Annotated in this window: 13 protein-coding genes and 1 pseudogene; 3 read left to right on the forward strand and 11 right to left on the reverse strand. The window is 49.2% G+C overall.

The window, feature by feature from the left end; genetic code table 11:
* Window positions 1-101: 101 nt before the first annotated feature.
* The 4 genes from ACTHPM_RS23795 to ACTHPM_RS23810 all read right to left on the reverse strand — a co-directional run bounded on the left by ACTHPM_RS23795 (window position 102) and on the right by ACTHPM_RS23810 (window position 6125).
* On the reverse strand, window positions 102-1490 hold the full coding sequence (locus tag ACTHPM_RS23795) for an ABC transporter substrate-binding protein (RefSeq protein WP_440397454.1): 1389 nt from the start codon (window positions 1488-1490) through the stop codon (window positions 102-104).
* A 181-nt stretch (window positions 1491-1671) separates the two neighbouring features.
* Complete coding sequence (locus ACTHPM_RS23800; protein WP_440397453.1) at window positions 1672-2559, reverse strand: AraC family transcriptional regulator; 888 nt, start codon at window positions 2557-2559, stop codon at window positions 1672-1674.
* 115 nt (window positions 2560-2674) lie between these two features.
* Window positions 2675-4348, reverse strand: a complete 1674-nt coding sequence (locus ACTHPM_RS23805) for an extracellular solute-binding protein (RefSeq protein WP_440397452.1) — start codon at window positions 4346-4348, stop codon at window positions 2675-2677.
* A gap of 82 nt (window positions 4349-4430) precedes the next feature.
* Window positions 4431-6125, reverse strand: coding sequence for a DUF4838 domain-containing protein (locus ACTHPM_RS23810; protein WP_440397451.1), 1695 nt, complete (start codon window positions 6123-6125; stop codon window positions 4431-4433).
* 85 nt (window positions 6126-6210) lie between these two features.
* Here ACTHPM_RS23810 and ACTHPM_RS23815 point away from each other — a divergent pair, with 85 nt between their 5' ends.
* Window positions 6211-7074, forward strand: a complete 864-nt coding sequence (locus ACTHPM_RS23815) for a helix-turn-helix domain-containing protein (protein ID WP_440397450.1) — start codon at window positions 6211-6213, stop codon at window positions 7072-7074.
* A gap of 216 nt (window positions 7075-7290) precedes the next feature.
* Here ACTHPM_RS23815 and ACTHPM_RS23820 read toward each other — a convergent pair whose 3' ends face one another.
* The 4 genes from ACTHPM_RS23820 to ACTHPM_RS23835 form a co-directional block, all read right to left on the reverse strand.
* Window positions 7291-7809 (reverse strand): SecY-interacting protein Syd, encoded by a 519-nt coding sequence (locus ACTHPM_RS23820; protein ID WP_440397598.1) that lies wholly within the window; start codon window positions 7807-7809, stop codon window positions 7291-7293.
* A gap of 257 nt (window positions 7810-8066) precedes the next feature.
* Window positions 8067-8435: a DUF5301 domain-containing protein gene (locus tag ACTHPM_RS23825; protein WP_440397449.1), complete on the reverse strand. Its 369-nt coding sequence runs from the start codon at window positions 8433-8435 to the stop codon at window positions 8067-8069.
* 178 nt (window positions 8436-8613) lie between these two features.
* Window positions 8614-9018 (reverse strand): Imm7 family immunity protein, encoded by a 405-nt coding sequence (locus tag ACTHPM_RS23830; RefSeq protein WP_440397448.1) that lies wholly within the window; start codon window positions 9016-9018, stop codon window positions 8614-8616.
* 120 nt (window positions 9019-9138) lie between these two features.
* Window positions 9139-9666 (reverse strand): hypothetical protein, encoded by a 528-nt coding sequence (locus ACTHPM_RS23835; RefSeq protein WP_440397447.1) that lies wholly within the window; start codon window positions 9664-9666, stop codon window positions 9139-9141.
* A 156-nt stretch (window positions 9667-9822) separates the two neighbouring features.
* On the opposite strand from ACTHPM_RS23835, the gene ACTHPM_RS23840 reads away from it, so the two are divergent.
* Window positions 9823-10164 carry a helix-turn-helix domain-containing protein gene (locus tag ACTHPM_RS23840; protein ID WP_440397446.1) on the forward strand — a complete coding sequence of 114 codons (342 nt, stop codon included), beginning with the start codon at window positions 9823-9825 and terminating at the stop codon, window positions 10162-10164.
* A 129-nt stretch (window positions 10165-10293) separates the two neighbouring features.
* On the opposite strand, the gene ACTHPM_RS23845 is transcribed toward ACTHPM_RS23840, so the two are convergent.
* From ACTHPM_RS23845 to ACTHPM_RS23855, 3 genes and pseudogenes are all read right to left on the reverse strand, one after another.
* A complete protein-coding gene (locus tag ACTHPM_RS23845) occupies window positions 10294-10551 on the reverse strand; it encodes an S-layer homology domain-containing protein (RefSeq protein ID WP_440397445.1) in 258 nt (85 codons plus the stop codon).
* A pseudogene (locus ACTHPM_RS23850) lies at window positions 10552-10596 on the reverse strand (S-layer homology domain-containing protein); the annotation flags it as partial.
* A 3-nt stretch (window positions 10597-10599) separates the two neighbouring features.
* A complete protein-coding gene (locus tag ACTHPM_RS23855) occupies window positions 10600-12516 on the reverse strand; it encodes a ubiquitin-like protein (protein ID WP_440397444.1) in 1917 nt (638 codons plus the stop codon).
* 203 nt (window positions 12517-12719) lie between these two features.
* Here ACTHPM_RS23855 and ACTHPM_RS23860 point away from each other — a divergent pair, with 203 nt between their 5' ends.
* Complete coding sequence (locus ACTHPM_RS23860; protein ID WP_440397443.1) at window positions 12720-13760, forward strand: S-layer homology domain-containing protein; 1041 nt, start codon at window positions 12720-12722, stop codon at window positions 13758-13760.
* The last annotated feature ends 49 nt before the right edge of the window (window positions 13761-13809 follow it).

The following is a 13809-nucleotide window of genomic DNA, read 5'->3' on the forward strand; positions in this document are numbered from 1 at the left end:
GAAATTAGAGAAAAGGCTGCTGAATAAATAGACAGTGTTCCTGGATGGTGTGAAGACGCACCTTCCAGGAACACCCCTTTTTTCAGCGTCGAGATTCTTCGTTATTTTCCTTGAGCCTTCATCGTCTCTACCGCCTTGATCGCCTCTTCGTCCATTTCCCTCAAGACCGTATTGATATCTTTATCCAGCTTGGCGAAGGTTTCGGCTCTTCCCCAATGATCAGCTTTCGCTCCGAAGTACTTAGGCAACGGCGAAGAATAATGCGGACTGCTCGGTTTCAAAGCAAAGATGGATTCAAAGCTTTTGTCACCGAATTCCGTCTTCAAATAATCCAGATAAGCCTGCTCTACTTCAGGTGTCGTCGAGATCGGGAACATGCCTGTTTTGGCATTCGCCATTTGGAATTCATCGCTTACGATATAGCTGAGAATCTCATACGCCTGTTCCTTATGTTTCGTCGTCGCGCCAATGCCTATCACGTTGCTGTACGAAATCGGGCCCTGATCCTTTGTATCCGGCCATACCGGCATTGGTCTGTAATCCCATTGCAGGCCATGTTCCAGTTCAGCTTCTTTCAGCTCCCAATCCGACGTCCAAAATACCAGCATGGCGACATTTTTCTGGGTTGCGAAGTCTTCGACACCCTTGTAATGAACGATCGTGCTCGGATCTACGCCTTCAGGGAAGATGCCGGGAATCGACCAGAAGCCCTGCAAAATTTCAAAATACTTTCGGAACGCAGGCTCTTTCTGATACAAAGGCTCGTTGTTCTCATTCAAATCCGCCGGACGGTTCGAGTCCAGAATGTAGATCGGATTCTGCAGATCAATCCCCCGGTACTGCACGCCATCGACCGTCCCCGTTAACTTCTTGGCAAGCTCGACCGTCTCTTCCCAGGTCATCGGCACGTTCGGATCCGGGTAAGGAACGTTGAATTTGTCGAACACCTCTTTGTTGATATATAGCTTCTCGACCGCGCGGTTCCAAGGCAGTGCATACAGCGAACCGTTACCTACAAGCTTCAAGCTTGTAATATTGGATTGCTCCAGTCTGTCGACGCCAATATCGCTGCCTTCGATCAAGGAGGTTAAGTCCATCAACACGCCTTCCTTGACTCTGCCGTTGACATGCTCCCAGTTGGGAAGCGTGATCAGGTCAGGAACATTGCCTGTCGCGATCATCTCCGGTTCGAGCTTTGGAATCAGCTTCCATGTCACATGCGGGAACTTCTTGCGCAGCTTTTCGCCGAACATTTTCTCGAACCGTGCATCATCCCACGTATTGAGGAAGGAAATTTCGACTGGCTCCGTCAATGCCGGTTTGGCCTTTTCCGGAGAAGGCTCTGCCGGGGCCGTCACATTCTCCTGCTTTTCCTCTGCAGCCGGCTTGGGATCAGCTGCGTCCCCTTTGCTGGAACATGCAGTAAATAAAGAAATAAACAAGACCATAACCATAAAAAAGATTCCGCGGTTCTTTGCTGTTGTTCTCATCTTTACCCCCTCCTGGAAATTCATAATTGAAACGCTTTCACGAATGATCTTATCACCATCGCCTCCCCGTTAACGAGACAGCGTTGTAGACAAAAACTATAATTTTGTTATCGTGATCCTTGGACTGGACAACAAAAAAAGCCGTGCATACACGGCTTTGGAAGAAGCATATTGAACCGCCTCACGCATGGCTCGGAGAGGTGCGGTATTTATAGGGTGTAAAGCCGACATGACTGCGAAAAAAGCGGCAAAAGTATTCGGTGGAAGAAAAAGATAGCAGCTGGGCAATCCCGCTAACCGGCAAGTCGGTTTGCTGCAGGAGCTCCTTGGCCCGATTGATCCGAAGTTGTTGAGCGTAGTATTTGGGAGACACGCCGTAAACCTCCCGGAAACAATTGCAAATATACGTACGGTGAACGTTCAGCTTACTCGATAAATCCGATATCAGCATGCTGTACGTTGTATCGTTCTCCAGCAGGTAGGCCACCTCATGGGCAATCTGCAGCTTGGACTGGTGCATGCTCGTACGAATCGTCGTTTTCTGGAGCTGCGTTTCGAACAGAAAGGTCATGAATTGCAGCCAGACCGTTTGGAACTGGATGGTCCGCAGCGAATGAATGCTCATGACCTGTGATCCGGAAACGCCTGCGGCACCCTCCGACGGGCGGTAGGTTTCGGTAAATTGCTCGATAAAATGTTCCATCCACATTCGCAGCTTGCTGCTCTCGGCCGGATGGTCGTCAGAAGTCAGGATCGGATCTTCTATACCTTGAAGAATCATGCGGACTTCCTGATGATCCATGCTGAAATGGAAATTGAAAAAGACGCTGTCCTCAGCGGCTCTCACACTGTGAGTAATGCCGGATTTGATGAAGATGGCTGTGCCTGCGGGCAAAGAATACGTGCGGCCGTTAATTTGCTCTATCAAATGCCCCTTCTCGCAATACATAATCTCAAATATCGGATGACGATGAGAGGGATAATCCCATCCTTGTTCCACGGAGGAGTATTGCAAGCCGGTCAAGTGTATCGACGTAAAAAACTTCGGGACCACTAAGTTCTCATCCATCTCAAAGCTCCTTCCCCTCTTTCGCGCTCAATCCTTTCTTGCTATTAGTATAACGGCGCATGCCGGTAAGTCCTATGGCAGCATTTTAACTTCTATGACCACGCTCATAACATATTTATTGTTTAACATTCACATACCAATCGTTTACTTCCTGCTCGATCAGCATGCCTCCCTGACGCTGCCACTCGGAGATGAAACGATCAAAATGATCAAGCGGCACGGTACCGTAAATGATTTTCACGAAGGTTTCAAGCTCGATGTCCGTGAGCAGATCGCCCACTTGGCGCATCGTCTTCGTAGGCGCGCCCAAAAAAACATTCGATACGTTGCTGAAATTCAAATGATAGCTGACAGAGCCTGCCCGTAAGGTTTCCTGGTCAAGCAAGCTTGATCTCATCTGCGCTACGGTTTGCGGTTTGTTCCCGCTATAAATATAATCAATGTCCCTCGTTTCCAGATGCGGGATCTCCGGGGAATTCCAAAACAAGGTGTACTTGCCGACGGTAGGATTGCGGTCAAACCGGTTGGAGCCATTGACCAGCCTGCCTTCCTCGTTAAACGAATAATCGTAGCCTTCGAAATAGCCGAATTTAAAGTCCCCCGTCTCGTATTCCCTGTCATAAATTTTATCCAGATAGTAGAAGAAGGCATCCATATGCTTGAAGTCCTTATTAAACAGGACCACTTTATTCTCATTGACCGTGCCCGTATATCGGGCAGACTTCCCCTCCGGCCCTGCGGGAAGCGGATAGGCGACGACTTCTGCCCCCGGATGCGCTTTCATAAGTTCCTTCAAAGGCCAGTCCAGCGCCCAATACGGTGCTGCGATCATTCCTGCTTTCCCGTTCACGAAGCTTCCCGCTGCTTCCGTTTCGCTAAGCGCAGCGATTTTGGGGTCGAGATAGCCTTTGGCGAACCATTGATTCAGGATGGAAAGGGCGTCCTTGATTCCGGGCTGCACGGAACCGTACCTGAGTCGGCCGGCCTGATCTTCCTGCCATATTCCTGGAATAGCCTTGCCTGTCATGGCGCCGAAGATGAAACTGGCGTCAGACATCCAATTGGAGAATCCGTTTCGGGCTGAGAACGTAAAACCAAACGTATCCTTCTTATGGTTCCCATCCGGATCTTTATTCGTAAACGCTTCCATAACAGCTTCGAATTGCTCCATATTCTCAGGCGCCTTCAGATGTAAGCGATCCAGCCAGTCCTGCCGAATCCATAGAACGGAGCTGCTGCCTTCCCCTGATGTCAGAACCGGCAGCCCCATCAGCTTGCCATCGATCCGCACTTGATTCATGGTGTCGCTATACTTCTCGTACAGCTTCTTAATCCGCTCGGATGCGTATTGGTCCATGGCTTCCTGAATATCCTGTACTCGGCCGGATTGAATGAAATCGGCAATCAAACCCCGGTCCTGCACGATGAACACATCCGGCAGCTGATCGTCCGTGGCCAGGGACAGCCTTAACTTGGTATGGTAAGAAGAGCTGTCCCGGGTGTTCCAAAGGTCTTTAATTTCGATTCCTAATTGATCTTGGGCCCATCGGTTATGCACATTATCATGGATGTCCTCTCCATTAACGAATACATAGTCCGGCCCCACCACCCGGGCTGTCGTGATCGTAACCCCGGGATCGAATTTTCCATTCTCCGTCACCCGGCCGTACTCCTTGTTGTTGAACCCGTTCTTCCCGTTAAGCACATTTCCGCTTTGGGTGCATCCGACCGACATGACCAAGACGAAAGCAAGAGCCAGAATGCCGGATGCTGCAACGCGAAGTTTCATTGTCCGTTTCCCCTTTTCCTACAGCTTTGCCTTAAATCATAATCGATCCGAGTGATTAAAATAAAGAAATATTAGAGTGCATTCAATTGGCGGTAAGCCCGGATTCCATCCGGTTCCTCGACTCGGCCAGCGGCTTCCATTCCGTGATTCGCGTAATTCCAAGCTGTGCGGCTTCATCGAAGAAAGCATTCCGCATCGAGACGTAACGATCGTTCATGAGCATCATCCGCACGTATGTGATCTGCATCCGCACGATTCGGACACGTTCCTGCAGGACTTCATTGTCGGCAAGCCGCAACGCAGTTTCCAGCAGAGCATCCGCTTCGTCAAGCAGTTCCTCCGTAAAAAAGCCCCCATCCACCGGTGCGAAGCAGCCCATATGGCAGTCATCCAGGCGATTAACCTGGCGCTCCAGCAAACGGATGTACGCCTGGATCGGCGCTGCCGCCGGACCATAATACAGCTGCAGAAATTCATCAATTAATGCATCCGGATCAAGCTCCGGATTCCAAAGCAATTTCGCGATAACATAGGCCTTCAGCTCGGCAAATTCCGTCTCGAGCGCCGTGTGCGCACCCTGGGCCATAATGCCGAGCGTACTGTTCCGGATAAAGAATTGAATATTCGGCTTCAGAACCCTCAAGTTGGGGAAGGGCATCAAATAATGATTAAAATCAACGACGTAATCCCAAATGTACACCTGGTCGCTCATGTTCCCCCAACCGATAATATCCTCTACGAATGCCTTGTTTTTCTCGCATTCGTCCAGCGGGTGCATAAAGCAGCATTCGATGCTGCATAAACGAATGATGACGTTTTTCCGCGGCTTCATGAATTTCGGCGGTTTTCTCGAGTACCAGTAAGCCAATGTCTCGATTTTTTTATCCGGATATTCCTGTTCAATGGCTTCCGCCAACCGGTTCACAAAGTACAGGATCGATCCGATCGGACTTTCTTCCCGCTCATCGATCGCCCGGCAATGCTCGCATTCACATGCGCCCGTCCAGTCGTTCTGGGACACGCCAAAAATGGTGGCATGAGGTTCTTCCTGCATCCACTGCTTCAACTGCTTCAACGCAATGTCGAATACATCAGGATTGGTTAAGCACAGCTGACCATCGCTTCGCTTTCGCTCACCTTGCACCAGCGAGAAGTATTCGGGATTGGCATCGAAATATTGATCCGGAGGAAGAAGCTCGTAAAACGTGTGGACGAAGTGCCTGGACATTCCCAATTTCCCGCCATGCTTTTCTTCCAGGCGATATGGAGGCCAGCAGTTGATTTTGTTCCGTGCCGCCCAATCCCCATCGTATGTATCTTGAAAAAGCGCCGTACGGGTTGCGAGGACTGGGATTTGCTCAATATTAAGCTCCGGCACCCCAATAACGCTGTGGCGGGGAATGTGGCTGGCCTTCGAGCTTAACCAACGGCAGCCTGTCACATCTTCCAAAAAGGTATACACGCCATACAACGTGCCGCGCGGCTTGCCGCCTGCAATGACGATCCGGTCTCCGCAGGTCTTGATAAGGAATCCTTCCTCTCCCAGCCGGGACTCGGCCGCATCCAATCCGAGGGCTTGCGTGCGCCTGTTAAATCCAACCACCAGTTCGTACAATGCCTCTGCCTCTTCGTCGCTTACAATCGGAAGCCTGACGCCTCCAACTTCCTCCAGGAAATGCTGGAGCTCTTCGGCTGCATGCTTTTCTGATACGATCGCATCCTTAGAGAGGACGATTCTCCAATCGCTTTTCCCACCGGAAATGATGCTCTTCTCCATCTCTGATCCTCCTTTGGCCATATTGTCAACTACCTTTCATCATTGTATGATGTGTTCACAATAACATGGGGAGGGTACAGGAAACATGGCGAAAATAACCACTTACATGGATTATGCGGTTAGTTCGAAGCCGATTCGGGTCGTGGACCGCAAAGCGGACAAAACCAGATTAAACATCGCCTCGTTAAGCATCGTGAACGTGGGGCATCTTCCAGGGAGAACGTTATTTCGCAGTAATGCCACCTTTCCTCACTTTGCCATCGTGTTCATCTCGGACGGAGCAGGAACGTTCCGGATCAATGACGGGGAGCCACAGGAGGTGCGGAAGGGCAGCCTGTTCTTCCTTCGCACGGACGCGGTCTATAACTATGGGCCTTTGCCGGGGGATACATGGGACGAGCATTACTTTACGGTCGAAGGGAACAGAATCAACGAATGGCTGGGGAGCTGGGTTACCGAGACGGATAAGGTCAAACACGTCGGCAACGAGGATATCTATCATCATAAAATGGATACGATCTTCATGCTGATGGAGAGCGGCGCTCCCGGGGACCAGGACCGGGCCGCACTGATGCTCGAGTCTCTGCTGCTTGAATTCATATTAATGGAGAAATCGAGGCAAACGGCCGACCGCGCCTATTCAGCCCCCAAACTCATGGAAGACATTGTACACTCGATCTACGAGACATTTAATCCCATGGATATTTGTGAACGAAATCATATTTCGCTTTCGACGTTACGCCGGTTGGTTCAGAAGCATACCGGTTACCCGCTCAACGAGTACGTTCACCGGTTAAAAATTTCCGCCGCCAAAAATACGCTTCTGAACACCGACAAATCCGTTAAAGAGATTGCCGATCTGTACGGCTACTCGGATGCGTATTATTTCTCGAGAATATTCAAAATGTATGCGGGAGTCTCGCCCCGGGATTATCGCAATCAAGTTTAAACATATCACTTTTCAGCTAAGCAATTTCTCTTCAATATAAGGATGCTCAAGTAAGCGAAGTAAACTCTTGGTTAAGTATTTTATCTGGTATGGATCCAAATTCAAAATCCATGCTATTTCTATCCCCCAGATATCCGTGTGATTTTTCCATCAGCAACAACTCAGATGGTATGAATCTACTATTTTTCTACGTCGTCCATGATCCTGATCATTTATTTATCTTTTTAGCCTCAACGTGGAAATAAGCTGCTCAAGACTCTCCGAGATGACTTCGAATGAATTCCTTTCGAAATCCTCAAGCTTCACGGAACCGTCTTCGTTATCCACCACAACGATCAGCCCGTCCCCTTCGATCCCTATCGGGATATGGGCAAGCTTCGAATCGTGATTATTCTTGTAGCCTATGAGCATATCCCTAAACGATGGAACGAATTTCCCCGGCTGGACGGATTCCAAGTTCACATTATGGTCTTGAATAAACCCTTCCAGATCGACAAACCAGTAAGCGTTAAAATATTCGATGATTGACGGATGAATTCGGGTATCCAGTGCCTCTTCCAGGGTCTTCAGATCATGAAATTCTCTTTTTTCAACAGGATTCCACATGACGTACCCTTCCTCATCAACCTCACCCGCATATATCAAAGGATCGACATCTTCGAGGAACGGCGTCATAAACAAAAAGTCCAGGCCCTCATCCGCCATTTCTTTTCTTAATGCAAAATAGCCCTGCATCGCTTTTTTAATAGACAAAAGTTTCACTCCTTTATTTTTGTTCATCCTCCCGTATTATCGCGATCATCGAATAATCCCGTCAACCATTTCATTCTTCTAAGCCATTCTCATGAGGATTTACTCAAATAAGCCAGGAATGACTGAATCAAATTTATTTTTTATTTTAAATGTATATAAATTGAACTAAAGAAAGGGAAAGCATTTCTCCTGTATTCCGTATGGAATCAAGGAGAAGCAGGGCTAAGCTTTAGTTCATTTTATGTAGTCGCATTCTTTTTCCCGTTTGACTGGTAGTCATACACCTTCAGAACGTCTTCATCGTAAAGCAGCAAGCCAAATCTCCTTTGATTATTAATTCTTATGGTCATGTAGTATGGTTCTGCTGTATCTATTGCGGTGTACGATCCTGCTCTTAATGTAATGACGGATAAGGAGTTTATGATCTGATTGATTTCGCTTTTGTCTGTTAATGTTTTCTTCTCGTCGGTTGAACTCTTTAATACCTCCACAGAGCTAATCTGATCCGTATTTATTTTTGTGAGTACAAGCCCCTTGAATGTGGTGTTCTTACTATAAGAATGAAAGGTGACTAAACCAACCATAGCGATGATCATTACCGCAGCCATAATGTAGATATTACTTTTCCGCATGAGATGCCTCCCCTTTTGACAATCAAAAAAGCTCATTCCTACTCATCATTCACGTGAAAAGAGCTTTGAAGAGAACCAAGCGCTGAAATGAATTTGTTCTTTGGGTTTAATAGCCCAATACGGTTCAATTAGCACCAGGTAGTCCCACCAAATTCTAAAATTCAGAGTCATCAGCTACAACAGGTATGAATGGCGACAAAAATGGGTCATCTTTTTCTTCAATGCTTCCCCTAGCAAGAACGAAGACTTTAAATTTATTAAAATATATTGGGTGCTCATCATTAAAAACATAGAGCATTCCATATGAGCCAGGTGCAACCTTCCCTATATTCTTCATTATTTCCACGGGATTGAATTTTGAAGAAGGCTCATGATTCAATAAACCCGTCATCGAAAGATGATATTGTCCATTGATCGCCTTCATTTCTAACACATCTACTTTTGGTTGTAAATCCTCAACAAACTTTTTAATGGATTCAAAAATGTTTATTTCTTTTTCGTTACTAGGCTCATCACCAGTACTTTCTAATACAACCGCCCAACCATGATATTGATACATACTTAGCACCTCTCTAGTCCTTTATCAAAATGGCTGAGAGCCATCTTTTGCATGATTTCCAAACGATGGTATGAATCTTCTACTATTTTTCTCTATAAAATGTTTCCGCAGATCCCCCCACTATAGAATCGAACGGTACTGCTCCAACGGGTTTGAAGTAATCCTGGCTGAAAGGCGGAACAGTACGTCATCCACTTGGGTCAGCAGCCGGGTCAGATGCGAGACATGCGTGTGCCGGATGAAGGAGACTTCTTGGCAGCTCGCCAAAAAATGAATGGAATAAAGCAGCATGACCGTATCCAAATCAGGGATCGAATCCTTGGCAGTCAGTTGAACCAGATCATGGAGCGATAAAGCATGTGGAGGTAAAATGTGATGATTCGCCTTCATATAAAGCGCCTTCAGCATATACTCCAAAGCGCGTTCGCTTAATATGATGCAGATCTGCGCCGAGGAGGGATCGATATAGCGGGCTGCCGAGTTCATGTAAGTTTGCGAGAGATGCTGCAGCTTCTTCATAGTCTTCTCCAGCGTCCGGCCGGGGTCCTGCCATTCCAACATCGAGTTTCTGTTATGCCTGCTTTCATTCTTCGAGTTCGAACGATTCACGTGCTTCAGCTCCCATTTGGTTAATTGCACGATTGACATGAATTGGAGTCGTTATGATTTTGCTTATCGTGGACATACTTATTGGTACCATTATACAACAAAATAATAGTTATAAATATTATTTATGATATTTACCTGCTCATGTATGGCGAATGGGTTTTTATCTACACTTTTTAGTAGAGAGGTGTGGAAGGGATGACGGATAAGGATATACTGCTTCGGGTAGGCGCCCGCATTCGCGAGCTGAGGAAGGAAAAAGGCTTGACCCAGGAAGCTCTCGGCGAAAAAGGCGGCTTTCACTTTTCATATATCGGGCAAATCGAACGGGGCGAGAAGAACGTCGCGCTGTTGAACCTTGCCAAAATTGCGGAAGCGCTGGGAGTGGACATTTCTCAGCTGTTTACGCAGCCCCATCTGGACCAAGGCGAGGAATCCAAGGCAGATATTCAGGAGATCAACTACATCTTGAACCAGCAGAACGCGCAAAAGGTCGCGATGGCGAAAAATGTGGTGAAAGAGATTTTTAATCATAAGTGAACGTGAGCGGGAAAATAGAGTAAAGCCGATTGGAAACCCAATCGGCTTTTTCGTGCACTCCTGTATGCGAGTCCCCGGATCAAAAGATATAAAACGATGACCTGGGGATTTTGATGAGTTGACGGAGGATTAAATCATACCCGACTTCTGCAGCAGACGCTTCAGAACGAGGCAAACCTCGGCACGGGTGATATCGCTTTTCGGATCGAGCACACGGTCGCTTTTGCCGGCGATGAGCCCTGCGGACAGGGTGTCCGCAATGCCCCTGAGCGCCCACGGTGATGCTTCTGCCGCATCCTTGAAGGAGCTCAGCTCGTGAGCGCCCGAGGCTTCGGAAAGCCCGGCTGGCAGTGAGGTAATCTTCATCGCTGCGGCGATCAAAACCATTGCCTGCTCGCGGGTGATGGTGTCGTTCGGACGGAATGTCCCGTCCGCTTATCCGGCGATCAGGCCAAAGTCCTTGCCCGCTCTGACATCACCGCCGTACCACTCAGCAGGGTCCACATCGCTGAATAAGGAGCCGTTCTGAGCCGGGAACAGTCCCAAAGCGCGAACAAGCATAGCGGTGAACTCGGCGCGGGTGATTTTCCCGTCCGGATCGAATGCAGCAGAGTCTCTGCCCTCCAACATGAGCCTGGAGCCGATCTCCCGGATTGCTTCCTGGGCCCAATGAGGGTCCGTATCCGTAAACGTTAACGGGCTGCGGACCAATGCAAATGTTCCTGTATATCTGCTGGACAGACGAGCGGAACGGCTGTCGCCGTCACGCTCCAGCATGCGGGTGGGAACGTGGCGCATCGTCTCGTCTGCGGCCATGGCGGCGCCCGTCGTCACATCTTGGGCACGGGCGCCACTCGGAAGAGGAATATCGTATTCGGCATAGGCGCCAAACTGCGGAATGCCGATGATGCTGTCATGATGCATCCACTTCGCACTGAAGTGGACCGGCGGGATTATGAGTTCGAGCGAATGGTGCTTGGCGGCACTCGCTGCCGTCTTCTCGTTCCCCGCGGTGACTTCCAGCTGGAGGTTGACGTCCTGCAGGATGATCGACGGATCCAGCTGGCGTCTTAACGCCTCAAGATCGATCGCCGCGGCAGGAATTGTCATACGGCCACGCTTGGTCTCCAGTACGAGCACGGCCTGATACTCTTGCATCAAGGATACCAGGGAGCCGTTAAGCTCGCCGATCGCCACATCGGCATCCGATAGAATCGAGAGCGAAACAACAGCCTGTTTGGCACCCGCCAGCTTGGAGCGAAGTTTGGTGGCATCCAGCGACGCGGTGGCGACCGTCCTGCCGTTCTCCTTCGTAACCGAAGAGCTTCCGATATCTGACTTTTCCCCATTAATCTTAAATACAATATCCTTGTTAAGTCCCGATTTCGGCGACGGTTGAGGGATTGGCGAAGACGGGGCCGGCGCATCCCCTCCGCCATATACAGGCGGTTGGTTTGCCTGGACTGTTACCTTCGCCGTGTCGCTGGCGACCGACGCCGTATGCGAACCGGTCACCGCCGCATTGGTATTGGTCACGACCGCATAATAATAGGTTGTGCCAACCGCTGTGACGGGCGGCATATACGCTGAAGCGGTCGCACCATCGATGACCGTCCCGCCGGTATTGGCATTCAGATCGTTCCGGTACCATTGGTAGCTCAGCGTCCCTCCATCGTATACGGCTGCGGTTACGCTGAGCGGTTCTGGACGGTCTCCCGCGAGCAGCGTCTGCCCCAGCGGCTGCGCGGTGATGACAGGAGCCTCTGCGTTTACGGGCGTTGGAGCAGCCCGGGTCACTGTCACTTCATACGTCTTCGTGGCCTGTCCGTTCATTACGAATATTGTGATTAGATTCGGTCCTACAACCAGCTTAACGCTCGCCGTTTTTCCGATGAATCCGTTGATCGTGACCGTTGCAGCGTCATCTAGCGGCTCGGCGATAACGTCGATAGAGGATGTCGCATTGCCGACCAAAGCTTGGTAGGTCTCCTTGGATGAATCAAATGCCGGGTCCAAAGTACCCGGCTGCAGTGCCAGGCTACCAAGCGCGGTGCTGCCTTGCAGGCGCAGTACGAGATGGAGCGTCGATTCCTTCTGGATGTTATAATCCGCGAGTGTGCGACCGTCTTCCAGCTGCTTGCCGGCGAAGATCAGGCGCTGCTGCTCGGGTGGGATGCCCTCTTTGTCTTGAATTTTTTGTTTTACAGCCTCGATAGTATCTGAACTTTCCACCTCGAGCGTGATCGTCTTGCCGGTCAAGGTTTTCACGAAAATTTGCATCGCCGAAGCCTGCTGCGTAATGAGCAGCGCGAGAATGAGCAAGCAAATGAACGAAGTGCCCAGCTTTTTCATAATTCCCCCCCTTTTTATCGAGAACATTTTCCATGAGGTAATTATAATGATAAGACGAGCCAAAACATAGATGCATGGGTAAAAATCCTTCCATAAATCGGGTGATCGATTCAATTCCACTATTTACTTGTTGTTGATAATAAAGGTTTTGAATACGATGGATAAGGCCATAACCAATTCAACATCTTAGGGGGAACAACATTTTGAAAAAATGGCTTGCTGCTTTATTTGCCATCGTTATGATGAGCATTTCTTTCCAACCGGCGTTTGCCGCCGAGTCAGAGGAATACGACCTGGACCGGTTTTATCCTGCTGACGTAGATGGACACTGGGCTTCGGATGTATTGGACGATTTCATTCAAGCCGACCTTATTAAAGGCTATGCGGAAAATGAGGACATCTACATCAAGCCCGATGCCAATATTACAAGAGCTGAATTTGTTGCCATTTTGCTGAGAGCGGCCAGCCCTTCCGTGGAACAAGACGCGAACAACAGCAATACATACGCCGATGTGAAGCCTGGCGACTGGTTCTATGCAGTCGTCAATGAAGCTAAAGCGCTGGGCATTGTCAACGGCATCGATGCAACTCATTTTGCACCTCATCAAAAGATCTCCAGAGCTGAGATCAGTGCGATCTTGTCCAGATTTTTCAGCGAAACCATCGACTTTAACGGTACAGCGGCGAGCTTTACAGATATTGCTAAGCATTGGGCCAAAACCGATATCGAGAAGTTAAGCAAAGCTGGCATTACCGGCGGTTATCAAGACGGAACCTTCCGTCCTCAAAAAACAGCGACCCGCGCAGAAGCCGTCGCCTTGTTGAGTCGCGCTTTCCATAAGGAATCCGGCCAGCTGCCCGACGACGACACGCTGGTCGATCTAATCAAGAAGTCGACCCAGGCGCAGTACGAGGCGCTAGAAAGCGGATCGTTCGATCAGATCAAAACCAGCATTGATAAATATAACGTCGGCTTCGCCAGAGACGCCCAGCTCTACTCCGCCGATTTGATCCAGTCGTATCAAGAGAGCGGCATGGTAATCGGATACAATGCGGTCGGGGAAATGAAGGGCCGCGTTCTGTCGAAGTCCAACCGCTTTGCAACCGTGGATATCACGGGTGGGGAAGTCGAAGTAACCATAACCCAAGGAAAAAATGTCACGACGACGACCATGGCAGGAGATGCAACCTACTGCCTGCGTAAGACGCAGGACGGCTGGAAAATCTACGGCGTAGAAGAATAATCGTACTTTATGCGGAACGGTGGATGGATGAAAGCAATAAAGAGCACCT

Source organism: Paenibacillus sp. SAFN-054 (genome assembly GCF_051966755.1).
Taxonomy (GTDB): domain Bacteria; phylum Bacillota; class Bacilli; order Paenibacillales; family Paenibacillaceae; genus Paenibacillus_AQ.

Coding starts and splice junctions, on each gene's coding strand:
- ACTHPM_RS23795 (WP_440397454.1), bottom strand. CDS start 1,490: ATGAGAACAACAGCAAAGAACCGCGGAATCTTTTTTATGGTTATGGTC.
- ACTHPM_RS23800 (WP_440397453.1), bottom strand. CDS start 2,559: ATGGATGAGAACTTAGTGGTCCCGAAGTTTTTTACGTCGATACACTTG.
- ACTHPM_RS23805 (WP_440397452.1), bottom strand. CDS start 4,348: ATGAAACTTCGCGTTGCAGCATCCGGCATTCTGGCTCTTGCTTTCGTC.
- ACTHPM_RS23810 (WP_440397451.1), bottom strand. CDS start 6,125: ATGGAGAAGAGCATCATTTCCGGTGGGAAAAGCGATTGGAGAATCGTC.
- ACTHPM_RS23815 (WP_440397450.1), top strand. CDS start 6,211: ATGGCGAAAATAACCACTTACATGGATTATGCGGTTAGTTCGAAGCCG.
- ACTHPM_RS23820 (WP_440397598.1), bottom strand. CDS start 7,809: ATGCAGGGCTATTTTGCATTAAGAAAAGAAATGGCGGATGAGGGCCTG.
- ACTHPM_RS23825 (WP_440397449.1), bottom strand. CDS start 8,435: ATGGCTGCGGTAATGATCATCGCTATGGTTGGTTTAGTCACCTTTCAT.
- ACTHPM_RS23830 (WP_440397448.1), bottom strand. CDS start 9,018: ATGTATCAATATCATGGTTGGGCGGTTGTATTAGAAAGTACTGGTGAT.
- ACTHPM_RS23835 (WP_440397447.1), bottom strand. CDS start 9,666: ATGTCAATCGTGCAATTAACCAAATGGGAGCTGAAGCACGTGAATCGT.
- ACTHPM_RS23840 (WP_440397446.1), top strand. CDS start 9,823: ATGACGGATAAGGATATACTGCTTCGGGTAGGCGCCCGCATTCGCGAG.
- ACTHPM_RS23845 (WP_440397445.1), bottom strand. CDS start 10,551: ATGGTTTTGATCGCCGCAGCGATGAAGATTACCTCACTGCCAGCCGGG.
- ACTHPM_RS23855 (WP_440397444.1), bottom strand. CDS start 12,516: ATGAAAAAGCTGGGCACTTCGTTCATTTGCTTGCTCATTCTCGCGCTG.